This window comes from Herbiconiux sp. 320_LB (assembly GCF_059691755.1).
In genome coordinates this window covers 639,266-655,907 of record NZ_JCAWAD010000003.1, presented here as the reverse complement: position 1 = coordinate 655,907, position 16,642 = coordinate 639,266, and the positions used below count along the sequence as shown (strand labels likewise).

Annotated in this window: 13 protein-coding genes; 8 read left to right on the top strand and 5 right to left on the bottom strand. The window is 72.0% G+C overall.

Annotated elements, in window-relative coordinates; genetic code table 11:
- Positions 1-12 precede the first annotated feature (12 nt).
- From AC59HU_RS10945 to AC59HU_RS10920, 6 genes are all read left to right on the top strand, one after another.
- Positions 13-627 carry a dTDP-4-dehydrorhamnose 3,5-epimerase family protein gene (locus AC59HU_RS10945; RefSeq protein WP_497223415.1) on the top strand — a complete coding sequence of 205 codons (615 nt, stop codon included), beginning with the start codon at positions 13-15 and terminating at the stop codon, positions 625-627.
- On the top strand, positions 624-1,499 hold the full coding sequence (rfbA, locus tag AC59HU_RS10940; protein ID WP_497223414.1) for a glucose-1-phosphate thymidylyltransferase RfbA: 876 nt from the start codon (positions 624-626) through the stop codon (positions 1,497-1,499). The genes AC59HU_RS10945 and rfbA overlap by 4 nt, the downstream gene beginning before the upstream one ends.
- A 72-nt stretch (positions 1,500-1,571) precedes the next feature.
- A complete protein-coding gene (locus tag AC59HU_RS10935) occupies positions 1,572-3,164 on the top strand; it encodes an SPFH domain-containing protein (RefSeq protein ID WP_497223413.1) in 1,593 nt (530 codons plus the stop codon).
- Positions 3,165-3,266: 102 nt separating this feature from the next.
- The gene (locus AC59HU_RS10930) at positions 3,267-5,687 is read left to right on the top strand and encodes a cell wall-binding repeat-containing protein (RefSeq protein ID WP_497223412.1); all 2,421 of its coding nucleotides are present in this window, start codon (positions 3,267-3,269) and stop codon (positions 5,685-5,687) included.
- 10 nt (positions 5,688-5,697) lie between these two features.
- Positions 5,698-7,455 carry a cell wall-binding repeat-containing protein gene (locus AC59HU_RS10925; protein WP_497223411.1) on the top strand — a complete coding sequence of 586 codons (1,758 nt, stop codon included), beginning with the start codon at positions 5,698-5,700 and terminating at the stop codon, positions 7,453-7,455.
- 100 nt (positions 7,456-7,555) lie between these two features.
- Positions 7,556-8,515 carry a polysaccharide biosynthesis protein gene (locus AC59HU_RS10920; protein ID WP_497223410.1) on the top strand — a complete coding sequence of 320 codons (960 nt, stop codon included), beginning with the start codon at positions 7,556-7,558 and terminating at the stop codon, positions 8,513-8,515.
- Positions 8,516-8,581: 66 nt separating this feature from the next.
- Here AC59HU_RS10920 and AC59HU_RS10915 read toward each other — a convergent pair whose 3' ends face one another.
- The 5 genes from AC59HU_RS10915 to AC59HU_RS10895 form a co-directional block, all read right to left on the bottom strand.
- On the bottom strand, positions 8,582-9,421 hold the full coding sequence (locus AC59HU_RS10915; RefSeq protein WP_497223409.1) for a hypothetical protein: 840 nt from the start codon (positions 9,419-9,421) through the stop codon (positions 8,582-8,584).
- 5 nt (positions 9,422-9,426) lie between these two features.
- Positions 9,427-10,281: a glycosyltransferase family 2 protein gene (locus AC59HU_RS10910; RefSeq protein ID WP_497223408.1), complete on the bottom strand. Its 855-nt coding sequence runs from the start codon at positions 10,279-10,281 to the stop codon at positions 9,427-9,429.
- Positions 10,278-11,429 (bottom strand): glycosyltransferase family 4 protein, encoded by a 1,152-nt coding sequence (locus tag AC59HU_RS10905; RefSeq protein ID WP_497223407.1) that lies wholly within the window; start codon positions 11,427-11,429, stop codon positions 10,278-10,280. The genes AC59HU_RS10910 and AC59HU_RS10905 overlap by 4 nt, the downstream gene beginning before the upstream one ends.
- A 161-nt stretch (positions 11,430-11,590) precedes the next feature.
- Positions 11,591-12,295: a response regulator gene (locus AC59HU_RS10900; RefSeq protein ID WP_497223406.1), complete on the bottom strand. Its 705-nt coding sequence runs from the start codon at positions 12,293-12,295 to the stop codon at positions 11,591-11,593.
- Positions 12,292-14,025, bottom strand: a complete 1,734-nt coding sequence (locus AC59HU_RS10895; protein ID WP_497223405.1) for a sensor histidine kinase — start codon at positions 14,023-14,025, stop codon at positions 12,292-12,294. Before AC59HU_RS10895 ends, AC59HU_RS10900 begins: the two co-directional genes overlap by 4 nt.
- A gap of 189 nt (positions 14,026-14,214) precedes the next feature.
- Between AC59HU_RS10895 and AC59HU_RS10890 the strand changes: the two genes are divergently transcribed.
- Both AC59HU_RS10890 and AC59HU_RS10885 read left to right on the top strand, forming a co-directional pair.
- On the top strand, positions 14,215-15,645 hold the full coding sequence (locus tag AC59HU_RS10890) for a cation:dicarboxylate symporter family transporter (RefSeq protein WP_497223404.1): 1,431 nt from the start codon (positions 14,215-14,217) through the stop codon (positions 15,643-15,645).
- Positions 15,642-16,550 carry an HpcH/HpaI aldolase/citrate lyase family protein gene (locus AC59HU_RS10885; RefSeq protein WP_497223403.1) on the top strand — a complete coding sequence of 303 codons (909 nt, stop codon included), beginning with the start codon at positions 15,642-15,644 and terminating at the stop codon, positions 16,548-16,550. The genes AC59HU_RS10890 and AC59HU_RS10885 overlap by 4 nt, the downstream gene beginning before the upstream one ends.
- Positions 16,551-16,642: the final 92 nt, after the last annotated feature.

The window sequence follows — 16,642 nt, the reverse complement described above, 5'->3', positions numbered from 1 at the left end:
TAGACTCGGCGCGTGCAATTCCGCGAACTGAGCATCCCAGACAGCTACGAGATCACGCCGAAGCAGTTCGGTGACGACCGGGGAGTGTTCCTCGAGTGGTACCGCTTCGACAAGCTCGAGGCCGAGATCGGTCACTCGATCGATCTCGCGCAGGCGAACACCTCGGTGTCGAAGAAGGGTGTCGTGCGCGGCATCCACTTCGCCGACATCCCGCCGTCGCAGGCGAAGTACGTGACCGCGACGCATGGTGCGGTGCTCGACTTCGTGATCGACATCCGGGTCGGGTCGCCGACCTTCGGGCAGTGGGACTCGGTGCTGCTGGACGACGTGGACCGGCGCGGCATCTACCTCGCCGAGGGGCTCGGTCACGCCTTCGTGGCGCTGACGGACGACGCGACGGTGTCGTACCTGGTGACCTCGACCTTCGCCGCGGAGCGCGAGCACGGCATCAACCCGCTCGACGAGGAGGTGGGCCTGGTGTTCCCGGAGTCCGCCGGTGAGCTGCTGCTGTCGCCGAAGGACACGGATGCGCCGTCGCTGTCCGAGGCGGCCGCGTCGGGTCTGCTGCCGACCTGGGACGAGGCGCGGGCGTTCTACGCGTCGTTGAACGAGAAGAGCGCCCGATGAAGGGCATCATCCTGGCCGGCGGATCGGGCACCCGGTTGTGGCCGATCACCAAGGGCATCTCGAAGCAACTGATGCCGATCTACGACAAGCCGATGATCTACTACCCCTTGTCGACGCTGATGATGGCCGACATCAACGAGATCCTGATCATCACGACCCCGGAGTACAACGAGCAGTTCCGGGCCCTGTTGGGCGACGGCAGCGAGCTCGGTATCCGGTTGGAGTACGCGGTGCAGCCCTCGCCCGACGGGCTGGCGCAGGCGTTCATCATCGGTGAGGAGTTCATCGGCGACGACTCGGTCGCGCTGGTGCTGGGCGACAACATCTTCCACGGTGTGGGCCTGGGCTCGTCGCTGCGCAACAACGAGACGCTCGAGGGGGCGCGGATCTTCGCGTACCACGTGTCGAACCCGCGCTCGTACGGCGTGGTCGAGTTCGACGACGACTTCACGGCGCTCTCGATCGAGGAGAAGCCCGAGAACCCGAAGTCGAACTACGCGGTTCCGGGGCTGTACTTCTACGACAACAGCGTGGTCGAGATCGCGAAGTCGATCGAGCCCTCCGCGCGCGGCGAGCTGGAGATCTCGACGGTCAACGAGCGGTACCTCGACAAGGGTGAGCTGCACGTGCAGGTGCTCGACCGGGGCACGGCGTGGCTGGACACGGGGACCTTCGAGTCGATGATGCAGGCCTCGGAGTACGTGCGGGTGATCGAGGACCGTCAGGGCTTCAAGATCGGCTGCATCGAGGAGATCGCGTGGCGGGCCGGCTGGATCGACACGGCCCAGCTCGCGAAGCTCGCCAAGCCCCTCGTCAAGAGCGGCTACGGGGCGTACCTCGAGACGCTGATCGCCTCCGCCGACGCCGAGTAGCGGGCCTCCGCGCGGGCGCAGACACGTGTAGGGCATACTGCTAGCAGAACCCCTACTCGCGGAAAGGCCGTCATGCCGCCCCTGTTCTCGTTCGAATCACTCCTCACCGTCGTCATCGTCGGAGTCGTGGTCCTCGTCGCGCTGATCGTCCTGATCGTGCTGCTGCGCGGTATCAAGGTCGCCAAGCCCGACGAGGCGATCATCGTCACCTCGCGGCAGAAGCCGGTGAAAGAGGGGCATCCACCTCTCGGCCAGACCGCGCTCGAGGAGACCGAGAACGCCGGGCAGCGCGTGGTCTTCGGGTCGCGCGTGTTCGTCAAGCCGATCGTCGAGGCCTACTTCAAGCTGAGCCTGCGCAGCCGCCAGCTCAACGTGCAGGCGACGGCCCAGACGAAGGATGCGATCACCATCAAGGTGAACGCGGTCGCCGTCGTCAAGGTGGGCGGCTCCGAGTCGATGGTGCGCGCCGCCGCCCAGCGCTTCCTGAACCAGCAGGACCAGATCGAGACCTCCACGGAAGAGGTGCTCTCCGGTTCCGTGCGCTCGATCGTCGGTCAGCTGACCGTGACCGAGATCATCACCAACCGCCAGGCGCTCCAGGGCCAGGTGCTCGACGCCGTGCGCGAGTCGCTGGATGTGCAGGGCCTGCAGATCGACACGCTCCAGATCAAGGAGATCGACGACGACAACGGCTACATCCGCGACCTCGGTCGTGCCGAGGCCGCGCGCGTGAAGCAGGTCGCGGAGGTGGCAGAGTCGGTCGCCCGTCGCACCTCGGAGGAGGCGCGGATCGAGGCCGACCAGGCCGTCGCCGAGCAGCAGCGGAAGCTCGACCTGCGGAACGCGGAGATCCAGAAGGAGACCGACAAGGCCCGCGCCGAGGCCGCCGCCTCCCGGCCCCTCGCCGAGGCGATCTCGCAGCAGGAGGTCATCGCCCAGCAGGAGATCACCGCGGGCAAGCGGGTGGGGCTGCGCAAGCAGGAGCTCGACGCCGAGATCCGTGCCGTGGCCGACGCCGAGGCGTACTCGCTGGAGAAGAAGGCGCAGGCGGATGCCGCGGCCGCCGTCGCCGCCGCGAACGCCGAGCGCGACCGACGCAAGGCGGTCGCCGAGGCCGTCGAGGCCGAGGGTGTCGCCGACCGCAACCGCCGTCGTTCGGCCGCGGAGGCGACCGAGGCCGAGGGTGTGGCCGAGAAGAACCGCCGGATCGCGGCCGCCGAGGCGCTGCGGGCCGAGGGCGAGGCCGAGGCCAACTCGATCCGGGTCAAGGGTGCGGCCGAGGCCGAGGCCACCCGGGCGCAGGCCGACGCGCTCGAGGAACGCGCCGACGACCTGCTGCGGCAGCAGGTGATCGGCCAGCTGCCCGCCATCGTGCGCGCTGCATCCGAGCCGCTCTCCGCGATCTCGAACATGACGATCATCTCGAACGACGGTCAGGGAACCGAGCAGGTCAGCGGCAACGTCGCCAGCCAGCTGGCCTCGTCGATGCAGATCGTGAAGGATCTGGTCGGCATCGACATCGCCGAGATCGTGACCGGGCGGGCCACCGGCGCCGCCGCGGGGCAGGCGTTCGCCGAGGCGGGTGCTGCATCCTCCGGGGGTGCTGCGAAGTCGGGCCGCTCGACGGCGGTCGCCGCGAAGCCCCTCACGACCCCGTCGGTCTGACCGCGTCGGTCTGACCCCGTCGGTCTGACCGGGGGCGCGACCCGAGGCCGCGACCGCGAGTCGCGCCGGGGTCGCGCCCGGGCCGTCACCTAGCGTGGGGGCATGCGCGTTCCGTACCTCGCCCGACACGTCCGAGCCCTGACCACGGGCGCGGTGGTGCTGGCCCTGGTGGCCGCCGGAGCCGCTGCTCCCGCGGCGGCGGCGGAAGCGCCCGCCGCGATCGTCCCGGGCGCGTCGACGACACCGACCGACCCCGCCACCGACCCGCGCACAGACCCGGCCACCGAACCGGGCACAGACCCGGCCACCCCGCCGGCGACGATGAAGAGCTACGACGCGGCCGACTTCCGGGCCCTCGCCGAACAGCTCCCCGCCGAGCTCGGCGAGGCCGTGCAGCGCGACCTCGGCGAGACGACCGAGGACTACCTCGCGCGGGCCGCCGCCGCGGTCGACGCGGCCGCGGTGGTCGGCGACCTGACCGAGGACGGCGTCGGCCTCCTCGGCTCGCGCCTGGAGGGCACCGATCTCGTCGTGAACGTGGCCTCGCCCGACGACGTCCCGGCCGTCGAGGCGGTGGGCGCCCGGGCCGAACTGGGCGAGCCGGTCACCCCCGACTACTCCGGCGCCACGCTCGACGCGCTCGGCGACCTGGTCGGCGGCCAGGGCTTCTCGTTCACGACGCAGGACTACACCTTCGTCTGCTCGGTCGGCTTCAACGGCCGCACCAAGTCGGGCATCCACCTGCACGAGTTCATCACCTCGGGCCACTGCATCGAGCCGAACCGCACCTTCGGCACCGACTTCTACGAGTCGCGCCAATCCTCCGCCGGGGCCGCGCCGTCGCGTGCCGCGGTCATCGGGTCGCCGATCGACAGCCTGTTCCTGTTCGGCAACGGCGCCGACGTCGGCCCGGTCATCACCGCCGGCGGCTGGAACCCGCAGCCCGCGGTCTCGACCTGGGGTGGGGGGCAGGGCGCGCTGGCCGACGGCAACCCCATCCGCATCACCGACTACACGCCCGGCATCGTCGGCGCCCCGATCTGCAAGTCGGGGCGCACCACCGGCTGGACCTGCGGTCAGATCCTCGTCGTCAACGAGTCCTTCCCCGTCTACAACCACTCGAGCCAGCCGCGCTACGTCAACCTCACCCTCACCGACGTGTGCATGCGCTCGGGCGACAGCGGCTCCGCCGCGGTGATCGGCACCGCCGCCTTCGGGCTCGGAACCGCGGGCGACTGGGTCGGCACCTGCGACCGGTCGTCACAGCCGAACGCGATCTCCGCCTTCTTCCCGATGATCACCACCGACGGCACGCCGAACATCGTCACGTCGCTGCCGGACTGGGAGCTCTCGGTCGACGTGGCCACGCCCGTGGTCAACCCGCCCACCTTCACAGGCGACGCCATCCGCGGCACGGTCGCGAACGTGAACCCGCGCACCTACGTGCGGGTCGTCATAGACGGCACCCCGTACGCCGTCACCCCCGACGCGAGCGGAGCCTGGTCGGTGCCGATCCCGGCGAACGCGACCTCGGGCTCGCACAGCTACACGGTCAACGCCGGCTGGGGCACCATCTCGAGCTCGGGCACGGTCTCGGGCAGCTACTCCCTAAAGCCACGGCCCGCGGTGCAGCGCATCTCGGGCCCCGACCGCTACGACGTCGCCGTGCAGATCTCGCGGCAGACCTTCCCGGGCACGGCGCCCGTGGTCTACCTCGCCGCGGGCGGCAACTACCCGGATGCGCTGAGCGCCGCGCCGGCCGCGGTGCACAAGGGCGGCCCGCTGCTGCTGACCCTCGGCGACCAGCTCCCCGCCGGCGTCGCCGACGAGCTCCGCCGCCTCCGACCCTCGGAGGTCGTGATCGTGGGCGGCGCGAACTCGGTGGGCGAGCAGGTGGCCGACGCCGTGCGGTCGATCGTGCCCTCGGTGCGCCGCCTCGCGGGATCCGGCCGCTACGAGACGAGCCAGCTGGTGGTGCGCGACGCGTTCCCGAGCGCGACGCGCGCCTACGTGGCGACGGGCCAGAACTTCCCGGACGCCCTCTCGGCCAGCGCCGCCGCCGGGTCCGCGGACATCCCGGTGCTGCTCGTGCAGGGCTCGGCCCAGACGCTGGACGACTCCTCCCGCGCAACCCTCTCGGCGCTCGGGGTGCAGCGGGCGACGATCGCGGGCGGTCCGAACTCGGTGACCGAGGGCATCCGTTCGCAGCTGGCGTCGCTGCTGCCCGGCGGGGTCGACCGCCAGGCCGGCGTCGACCGCTTCGAGGCCTCGGTGGCGATCAACCGGGCCGCCTTCAGCTCGAGTCAGACCGTCTACCTCGCCACGGGCTACAACTTCCCCGACGCGCTGGCCGGCGGAGTGCTGGCGGGGGTGCGGGATGCGCCGCTCTACATCGTGCCGACCGGGTGCGTGCCGCGCGGGGTCGTCACCGACATCGTCAACCTGCGCGCCTCGAACGTCGTCCTCCTCGGGGGGCCTGTGTCATTGACCACGTCGGTGGAACAATTGGTCACATGCTCGTGATGGGGATCACATGGGTCGCCGGCGGCGACTGACCGTCCGTGCCGCCGTGGCGGTCGCCCTGCTGGCCGGGCTCGTGCCGGCCGGGATCGGCGGGCTGCCCGCTGCAGCCGCGCCGGCGGCCTCGGCATCGGCTCCGTCGGTCGCGCTGCCGGCGGCCTCGGCATCGGGGACCCCGGGCGCCGCCGTGCTCGCGGCCCAGGAGGACCAGGTCTTCGACCGGGTCAACCTCCAGCGTGCCGCCGACGGGCTGCCCCCGCTCCTCCGCGACGCCACGATCGAGGCGGCGGCCGAGGAGTGGGCGAACCACATGACCACGCTCGCGAATCCGCTGACGCACAGCCCGAACGACTGGCGGGCCTCGAAGATCCCGCCGGGCTGGCGGAGCAACGGCGAGAACATCGCGGTCGGCCAGGTGACCGCCGACCAGGTGATGAGCGACTGGATGAACTCGCCCGGCCACCGCGCGAACATCCTGAACACCGGCTACACCCGCATCGGGGTCGGCTACGCCTCGAGCAGCCGCGGCGGGATGTGGGTGCAGATCTTCGCCGGCTACGACAGCAACCCGCCCGCCCCCGTGGGGCAGCTCACCCCGGGCACGCCCACCGTCTCGGGCACCCCGCGGGTCGGCAGCCCGCTGACCGCCGACCCGGGGGTCTGGGGGCCCGGCGAGGTGGCGCTGGCCTACCAGTGGAGCGCCGGAGGGCAGCCGCTGCCCGGTGCCACCGGATCGACCTACCTCCCCGACCAGACCACGGTGGGGCGCACCGTCACGGTCACGGTGACCGGGTCGCGTTCCGGCTACGCCTCGGCCGCGCGCACCAGCGTGCCCACCGCCGCGGTGACCACGCCCTTCACGGTCGACCGCATCGCCGGCCCCGACCGCTACAGCGGCGCCGTCGCGCTCTCGGCCGCGGGCTATCCGAACGGCGCCCCCGTGGTCTACCTGGCGACCGGCACCAACTACCCGGATGCGCTGAGCGCCGGCCCCGCCGCGGCCGTGCAGGGCGGCCCGCTGCTGCTGACGCTGCCCGACGGACTCCCCGACGTGGTCGTGCGCGAGCTCGCCCGGCTGAAGCCGGCGACGGCGGTCGTGGTCGGCGGCACGGCCTCGGTATCCCCGGCGGTCGAGCAGCAGCTGCGGGCGCTCGTCCCCTCCGTCGTGAGGGTGGCCGGCCCCGACCGGTTCTCCGGGTCGCGGGCCCTGGTCGACTACGCCTTCGGCGCGGGCGGCACGAACGGCGCACCGACCGCGTACGTGTCGACCGGCTGGAACTTCCCGGACGCCCTGGCCGCCGGCGCCGCGGGCGGCGACAGCGACGCCCCGGTGCTGCTGGTCGACGGCACGGCGAACGGCACCGACACCGCCACGACCGGCGCCCTGCTGGCGTTGCACCCCGCCTCGGTGAAGATCGCGGGCGGCCCGAACTCGGTCTCCGGCGGCGTCGCCACCTCGCTCTCGCTCGTCGCGCCGGTGCAGCGCCTGGCCGGCGCCGACCGGTACGCCGCGGCCGTCGCGGTGAACCTCGACGCCTACCGTTCCGCCGGCACCGCGTACCTCGCGACCGGCCTGAGCTTTCCGGATGCGCTCGCCGGTTCGGCGCTCGCCGGGGCCCAGGACGCGCCCCTGTTCGTCGTCTCCGGCAGCTGCGTCCCGCCGTCCGTGCTCGCGGCCCTCACCGGGCTCGGGGTCGGCCGCGTGGTGCTGATCGGGGGCACGGCGACGCTGTCGCCCGAGGTGCAGAACCTCACCGCCTGCGCCTCGTAGACTGATCCAGGCGATTTCGCCGTGACCGTTCTCACCGTTATGGTGAGCTTGTATCGACTTCCGCACCCGATGGGCCCTCGTGATCACTCCCGACCTGGCAATGACTATCCTCGGCGGCGACCTCGCGGCGCCCCTCGTCGATGAGACGTTCGGCCATCTCGGGTCAATCGAGGAGCTCCGCGCACCGCTCTCGGGCCGACGCGTCGTGGTCACCGGGGGAGCGGGCAGCATCGGTGGGGCGCTCGCCGTCGCACTGATCACCGACCCCGACCGCACCGCCCCGGTGATCGTCATCGACACCAGCGAGCGGGGCGTCGCCGCCCTCAGCAACTGGGTCACCGCACTCGGGCTCTCCGCGAACCTGCAGGTGGTCGTCGCCGACGTCTCGGACCGCGATCAGATGGACGAGGTCTTCGACCGCGTCGCCGCCGAGGTCGTCGTGCACGCCGCCGCGGTCAAGCACGTCGGCACCTGCGAGGCCAACCCGCGACTGGCGCAGCGGATCAACGTCGACGCCACGCGCATCCTGCTCGAGCAGAGCGCCCAGCGCGGCGTGACCCGCTTCGTGCTGGTCTCCAGCGACAAAGCCACCTCGCGCGTCAACGTGCTCGGCCGCACCAAGTACGACGCCGAGGTCGAGGTCGCCGCCGCGGCCGTCCGCGGTCTCGCGGCGTCGGCGGTTCGGCTGCCGAACATCTGGGGCTCGAGCGGCTCGGTGATCGAGCTGTGGCGGCAGTCCATCGCGCTCGACCTGCCGGTCACGCTGTTCGGGCCGGAGACGACCCGCTACTACCAGTCGGTGTACGACACGGTGCGCATCCTGCTGCTGCTCGCCACCCATCGCGACACCGCGGGCGGCACGACCTTCGTGGTCTCCGAGGCGGTGCAGCTCAGCCTCGCCGAGGTGCTGGAGCGGGTCGCGGAGCACGCGGGAGCAGAGCTCGCCCACCGGGTCGAGCGACCCCGGCCGGGCGAGATCGCTCACGAGCGGCTGACGAGCCCCGAGGAGAGCTACGCGCCGACCGCGTGGAACGGCCTGCTGGGGCTCGTGCGGGGCTGACCCGGACCGCCGCGCTTCGGAGCGGCTGCTGCTCATCCGAGTCGACTGCCCCGCGGCGAACCCCTGTTACTCGGGGAACTCGAAGCGCGGGGGCGTGCCGACCCGCTCGGGGTAGAGCTGGTCGAAGAGGGCGAGCTTGAGGTCGACCAGCCCGTAGGACTGGTTCGTCTCGTCCATCACGAACTCGATGTCGACGTCGAGCTTGTTCAGCCTCATGCCCCGCCGCCGGGCGGCGTAGTAGGTGAACCAGAGGTCGTCGACGAAGAAGTACTCCTCGGGCAGTTCGGTGAAGAAGTCGTCGTCGAGGAAGATCGCGGAGTCGCAGATCATCCCGCCCGGGCCGACGTGGTCGACCGGGCCGCCCGGCACGGCGGGGCGGCGGTCGTAGTAGTTGCGACCCACCTCGAAGGCCCACCAGGCCGCGACGGTTCCGGGGGCGTAGGCCGCCAGGGCCGTGCTCACGAAGTCGGCCTGCAGGTTCTCGTCGTCGTCGACCACGATCGCGGGGCCGGCGCCGTGGGCCCGGGCGTGGTCGCGGGCCAGGTAGAACCGGCCCATCGACCCGAGGTTGTACGGGGTCTTGACCAGTTGCACCTCGCGGAGGGCCCCGCGGGGACGGAACTCGCGCACCACCTGCAGGTAGTGGTCGTGATCGGCCTTGTTGTTGTTCCAGATGTGGAAGGTGATGCCGGGGGTGCCGGTCTGGCCGTCGAGCGCCTCGAGCATGTCGATCAGCCGGGTCGGCCGGTTCCACAGGCACATGAAGACCGGCACGGCCGACTCGGCGGCCCCGGTGCCGTAGTGCACGCGCGTGCTGCGGTAGTGGCCACCCAGGATGCGGCGGCGGATCGCCCGCTTGGCGATCAGCTCGGCTCGACGCCGGAGTTCGGCGGGGACACTGGTCATGGCGATCAACCTCGGTTCTGCAGGCGCGTACGGATGCCCAGTCCCGCCCGAAGTACCAGGCGCAAGGGTAGCAGCAACGGGCCCGAGTACTTCTGCGACAGGAAGCGGTACGCGCTCGCGTGGTGGGCCTCCACCATCCGCTTGGACTCGCCCTCGGTCGAGTGGCCGCCGGAGTGCTCGACGACCGCGTGCGGGGCGTAGCGGTTGCGCCAGCCGTGCGTGCCGAGCCGATAGCCGAGGTCCACGTCCTCGAAGTACATGAAGTAGCCCTCGTCGAAGCCGCCGATCTGCTCGAAGGCCGCGCGGCGCACCAGCAGGCAGGAGCCGGAGAGCCAGCCCACGTCGACCTCGCCGGCCGTCTCGCCGGCCGTGCCGGCGTGGTAGAGCCTGGTCCACGGGTTGGTCTTCCAGATCTTCGAGAACAGGGCGTGACCGATCCCGATCCGCAGCGACGGGATCGCGCGCGCCGACGGGTAGGTCACGCCGTCGGTGAGCACCCGGGGGCCGACGGAGCCGATGTCCGGTGCCGACATGCCGACCGCCACCATCCGGTCGATCGCCTCGGGGTGCAGCACGATGTCGGGGTTCGAGATCAGGATCCAGGTCACCGACGGCGGCAGGGTCGCCACGGCCGCGTTCATCCCCCCGCCGTAGCCGGGGTTGTCGGGCAGCGGCAGGTACGCGGCGCCGTGGTCGGCCGCGATCCCGGCGACCCGGGAGTGCTCGTCGGGCTTGTTGTCGGCCACCACGACCACGAGGTCGGTGGCCGTCGCCCCGGGCAGGGAGTCGAGGAACGGCACCAGCTCGTCCTCCGAGGCGTAGCTCACCGTGACGACCGCGACGTAGGAGTGCTCGCTCATCGGGCCGGGGCCTCGCTTCCGCTCGTGCCGTCGTAGGCGTGCTGGTAGACCTCGGCGCAGGCGGCCCAGCTGAAGCGGCTGCTGCGCGCGAGCGCCGCGGCGGCCAGCTCGGTGCGCTCGGCGCGGTCGCTGAGCAGCACCGCCAGGGCCTTCTCGATCGAGAGGGCGTCCGGCTCGGCGTAGGCCACGGCGTCGCCGCCGACCTCGGGGATCGACAGCCGCCGGGTCGTCAGCACCGCCGCACCCGAGGCCATCGCCTCCAGCACCGGCAGGCCGAAGCCCTCGCCGAGGCTGGGGTAGACGACGACACGGGCTCCGCCGAGGAAGGCGCCGAGCGAGTCCAGCGGCAGGTAGCCGGCTTCGACGACGTCGGATGCGGTGGCCGGGTCGTCCAGGAGCCGCAGGGCCTCGTCGTCCCAGCCCCGCGAGCCCGAGAGCACGAGCCTCGGGGTCTCCGGGCGGCTCGCCCGCAGCGCGCGCACCGCGCGGATCAGGGCGGGCACGTTCTTCCGCGGCTCGATGGTGCCGAGGAAGGCGATCCAGTCCTCGCCGGGGGCGAGGCCGAGCTCGGTCCGCACCGTCTCGACGGCGGCGGCATCCGGTCGGTGGAAGACCGTGGTGTCGACGCCGAGGTAGGCCACGGTGATCTCGGGGCGGAGCCCGGGGACGTAGCGACGGATCTCGCGGGCGGTCGCCTCGCTGACCGCGACGAGGTGGTCGGCGCGGCGGCCGGCGAGCCGGATCCAGCGGCGGAAGAACTCGCCCTTGAGCCGCGAGTGCGCCTCGGGCGAGCTGAAGAAGGTGGCGTCGTGCACGGTGACCACGCGGCGGGCACGGGTCAGCAGCGGGAAGGTGTAGTGGGGGGAGTGGATGACGGAGCAGCCGAGGCGGCGGGCGAGCGCCGGCAGCCCGCGCTGCTCCCAGAGCAGGCGGGCGGGGCGGCGGGAGAGCCGGGCCGGGGCGACGTGGTAGCGGTGGCCGGGGGCGGCCGCGGTGAGGAAGTCGAGGTCGTCCGCCTTCACGACGACGTCGACGATGCGACCGTTCTGCTCGAGCCCGGCCGCGAGGCCGGCGATGAAGCGGGCGACGCCACCGCGCGACGGCGGGATGGAGGTCGCATCCAGCAGGACACGAGGGGCGTCGGACACGGGTGGTCTTCTCCTCGGTGCTGGGCGGTGCGGGGCGGTGCTGAGCGGTGCGGGTGCTGCGCGGTGCGGTGCTGCGCGATGCGGATGGTGCTGGTGCGGGCGGTGCGGCGCGGGTGGTGCGCGTTCCGCCTGCGTAATCCTAACTTCCGCAGCCGCCGCCGTCAGGCCGGGTGGGATGCGCGGTACTCCACCTCGGGCCGGCCGGGCGCGCCGTAGCGCTGGGTGCGCTGGGCGACCCCGATGGCGGCGAGGTGCTCGAGGTAGCGGCGGGCAGTGACCCGGGAGAGCGAGAGCGCGGTGCCGAGCTCGGTCGCCGAGAGCCCCGCGGGGGCGGCGGCGCGCACGGCGCTCCGCACCTGGTCGAGGGTCTCGGCGGTCAGGCCCTTGGGCAGCTGGGTCGACGACTCGCGGCGCAGCGCGGCGAAGGAGGAGTCGACGTCGTGCTGGTCGGTCACTGCGGAGCCCGCGATGCGGTCGTGGAAGTCGCGGTAGGCGTTCAGCTTCTCGGCGAAGGCGGCGAAGCCGAAGGGCTTGATCAGGTACTGCACGATGCCCAGCGAGACCGCCGAGCGCACGACCGCCGCATCCCGCACCGCCGTCACGGCGATCACGTCGGTCTCGACCCCCGCCGCGCGGAGCTGGCGGCACAGGTCGATGCCCGTGGTGTCCGGGAGGTTGACGTCGAGAAGGATGAGGTCGATCGGCTCGGTCGTGTCGCGCAGCAGGCGGAGCGCCGCCGACCCGGTGCGGGCGACTCCGGCGACCACGAAGCCGTCGATCCGCGTGACGTAGGCGGCGTGCGCCTCGGCGGTGAGCGGTTCGTCCTCGACCACCAGCACCCGCAGCGGGGCAGCGGTGGCGGTCATCGGACCGACTCCGGGTGCTGGCCCGCCGGATCGGCGACCCCGGCGGCCGCTGCATCGGCGGCCCCGGCGGACGCCGCGCGCGCCGGCAGCTCGACCCGGAAGCGGGAGTCGTCGACCGTGACCGTGCCGCCGAGGCGGCCGACGGCCTGGCGCACCAGGGCCAGGCCGATCCCGCGCCGACCGCCGAGCTCGGGCGCACCCGGTCCCGCCGCGACGGGCTTGGTCGTCGCCCCGAGCTCGAACAGCCCGGCGCCGTCCGCACCGAGCTCGCCGCCCGAACCCCGATCCGGCCCCGGCCCGCCGTCCTCGACCTCGATCCTCAGCCCGCCGTCCCGCCGCGGCTCGACCGCCACGCGCACCCACTGGGCCGACGGTTCGAGCCCGGCCACCGCATCCATCGCGTTGTCGATCAGGTTGCCCGCGATCGTGATCAGCTCGCGCGGCGGCACCACGCCGGCCGCCAGGTGCTCGGGCACCTCGACGTCGAGCCGCAGGCCGCGCTCGGCCGCCTGCGCCGACTTGCCGAGCAGCAGCGCCAGCAGCACGGGCTCGTCGGCGGCGGTCAGGATGCGGTCGGTCAGCTGCTGGCTCAGCTCCAGCTCCGAACTCGCCAGCTCGACCGCCTCGCCCGCCCGGTCGAGCTCGATCAGAGCGATCATCGTGTGCAGCCGGTTCGCGAACTCGTGGGCCTGGGAGCGCAGGGCGTCCGACAGGGTGGTCATCGTCGCCAGCTCACCGGTCAGCTCCTGCAGCTCGGTGTGGTCGCGCACGATCGTCACCGTGCCGACGAAGGGTCCGGAGCTACGGGCTCCGGGACGCGCGGCCACCCGGTCGCGGTCGACCACCAGCACGTGCGTCGGGGTGATCACGATCTCGTCCACCGCCACCTCGGCGCTCGCGAGCATCTCGCGCACCGCGGGGTCGACGGCCGGCCCCGCGAGCGACGACAGCGGCACGACCTCACCCGCCGCCACCCCGGCGGGCGGCAGCCCGAGCAGCTCGGCCGCGCGGTCGTTGTAGAGCACCAGGCCGCGCGAGGTGTCCTGCAGCACCAGGCCCTCGCCGATCGCGTGCAGCACGCCCTCGTAGTAGGCGAACATCCGGCTCATCTCCTCGGCGCCGCGGCCGGCGGTCACCCGCCGGAGGTAGCGGCTGAGGCCCCAGGAGGCGAGACCCCCGACGAGCACCGCGATGCCCGCCGCGGCGAGGACGGTGCCGATCCGGCCGCCGAGGGCGACCTGGGTGTTCGAGACCGTGATCCCGGCCGACACGAGCGCGACGACCCGTCCGTCGGCCTCGATCGGCGCCACCGCCCTGACCGAGGGCCCGAGGGTGCCGGTGTACGTCTCGGTGAACGACCGGCCCGCCAGAGCCCGGTCGATGTTGCCCAGGAACTCCTTGCCGATCTCGGCCGGGTCGCGGTGGGTGTAGCGGATGCGGTCCGGCGACATGATCGTGACGAAGTCGATGTCGGCCGCATCCATCACCGCGACCGCATAGGGCTGGAGCGAGGCGGTCGGGTCGATGGTCTGCACCGCCTCGATCACGAACGGGTCCTGCGCGAGCGTCTCGGCGACCGCGAGGGAGCGCTCGGCGGCGTCGTGCTCGACGTCGGCCCGCGCATCCGCCCAGCTGATGGTCACGGCGACCGCGGTCAGGGCGAGGACGACGAAGAACTGCAGGGCGAACAGCTTCGCCGCGATGCTCCACCGCCGGAATCCTCGGATCATGTTGCGCTCCATCGCGTCGTCGACGACCCCGGGGCGTGTGGCGGCACCGGCATCCTGACCAGCGTAGACATCCGAGGCGGCGGCCGGGCGACGGATGCCGCGAACACTATGAACACAACCCCCGCGGCGGGCTCGCGCCGGGCGAGAGTTGCCTCCACCACACGACGACGTCGACGGAAGAAGGAAGCAATGGCGCTCCACCCGCACCCAGAAGCCCCCACCGGCACCGCCCGCAGCGGCCGGAAGAGGATCGGCTCGACCCACTACCTCTACATCGCGGTGATCGTCGCGGTGATCGCGGGAGCGGTGGTGGGGCTCGCCGCCCCCGGCTTCGCGGTCGGCCTCAAGCCGCTGGGCGACGCCTTCGTCGGCCTGATCAAGATGATGATCGCGCCGATCATCTTCTGCACCATCGTGCTCGGCGTCGGCTCGGTCGCCAAGGCCGCCACGGTCGGCAAGGTCGGGGGCCTCGCCCTCGGCTACTTCATCATCATGTCGACCTTCGCGCTCGGCATCGGCCTGGTGGTCGGCAACCTGATCCACCCGGGCGAGGGGCTGAACATCGGCGGGGCGACCTACAACGCCGGCACGACGGAGGCCAAGAGCACGACGGAGTTCCTGCTCGGCATCATCCCGACCTCGCTGCTGTCGTCGCTGACCGCGGGCAACATCCTTCAGGTTCTGCTGGTGGCGCTGCTGGTCGGCTTCGCGCTGCAGAAGATGGGGGCGAAGGGCACGCCCATCCTGGGCGCGATCCGGCAGATCCAGGCGCTGGTGTTCCGCATCCTCTCGATGATCATGTGGGTCGCGCCGATCGGCGCCTTCGGGGCCATCGCCGCGGTCGTCGGCGCCACCGGGTTCGCGGCCATCATGGCGCTCGGCACGCTGATGATCGCCTTCTACATCACCTGCGCACTGTTCATCGTCGTGGTGCTCGGCACGCTGCTGCGGCTGGTGGCGAAGGTCAACATCTTCCGTCTGATGAAGTACCTGGGCCGGGAGTACCTGCTGATCGTCTCGACCTCCTCGAGCGAGGTCGTGCTGCCGCGGCTGATCGCGAAGATGGAGCACGTGGGCGTCTCGAAGCCGGTCGCCGGCATCACGATCCCCACGGGCTACTCGTTCAACCTCGACGGCACCGCGATCTACCTCACGATGGCGTCGCTGTTCATCGCCAGCGCCATGGGCACCCCGCTCGCGCTCGGCGAGCAGATCTCGCTGCTGGTGTTCATGATGATCGCCTCCAAGGGCGCGGCGGGCGTCACCGGGGCGGGCCTGGCCACCCTCGCGGGCGGTCTGCAGGCCCACCGTCCCGACCTCGTCGACGGCGTCGGCGTGATCGTGGGCATCGACCGGTTCATGTCCGAGGCCCGCGCGCTGACGAACTTCACCGGCAACGCCGTGGCCACCCTGCTGGTCGGAACCTGGACGCGCCAGGTCGATCGCGAACAGCTGACTGCGGTACTCTCGGGTTCGCGTCCGTTCGACGAGACCACCATGAGCGCCGACGATCACCTCGATGCCGAGGAGACCGCGGAGGTCGAACGGGAAACGCGGCCCTCGACGGCGGCGATCGCCGCGATCGTGGGGGAGATGCAGACGCAGGAGAGGCGACGTTGACCACCGAGACCCCAGAGACCACCACCTCGGCTGCCACAGCCACCCCGACCCCCGCGCCTCACGGCCCGGGGGTCCCGGCTGAGATCGCCCGTTCGTGGCTGCTCGTCTCGGCCAACCACCCCGACTCGTTCGACTCGGCCGCGCGCTCGCGGGCCGATCAGATCGTGCTCGACATCGAGGATGCGGTCGACCCCAAGCACAAGGCCACCGCGCGCGACGGCGTCGCCGACTGGCTGGCCGGCGGCGGCAGCGGCTGGGTGCGGATCAACGACCGGCTGAGCGACTTCTGGAGCGACGACGTCGACCAGCTGAAGGGCCTGCCGGGCCTGCGCGGGGTCATGCTCGCCAAGACGGAGTCGGGCGCGCACGTGACCGAGACCTTCGACCGCCTGGGCGGCAGCACCCCGGTGCTCGTGCTCGTCGAGTCGGCGCTCGGCATCGAGGAGGTCGTCTCGATCGCCCGGGCCCGTGGGGCGTTCCGGCTCGCGTTCGGCAGCGGCGACTACCGCCGCGACACCGGCACCAGCGCCGAGGACATCGCGATGGCCTACCCGCGGTCGCGCCTGGTCGTGGCCAGCCGGGTCGGCAACCTGCCCGGGCCGATCGACGGCCCGACGGTCTCGTCGAGCCACCCCATCCTGCGCGAGCAGTCGGCGGTCGCCGTGGCCCTGGGGCTCACCGGCAAGCTCTGCCTCGACGTGGAGCAGCTGCCGGTGATCAACGAGGTCATCAGCCCGACCCAGTCGGACGTGACCTGGGCGCGCGACTTCCTCGACGACTTCGAGGCGCGCGGCCGGGTCATCCGTGACGGCAGCGACCTGCCGCGCCTCGGCCGGGCCGAGAAGATCGACCGCCTGGCGCGCGCCTTCGGCGTGCAGCCCCTCCCGCGCGGCGGCGCCTCCTAGCCCCACTCACCCCACTTCGCCGAGAAGTCGCCTTTACGTCCAAATCTCGGGTCTTGGACGTAAAGGTGACTTCTCGGCGGGGTGGGTTCGTG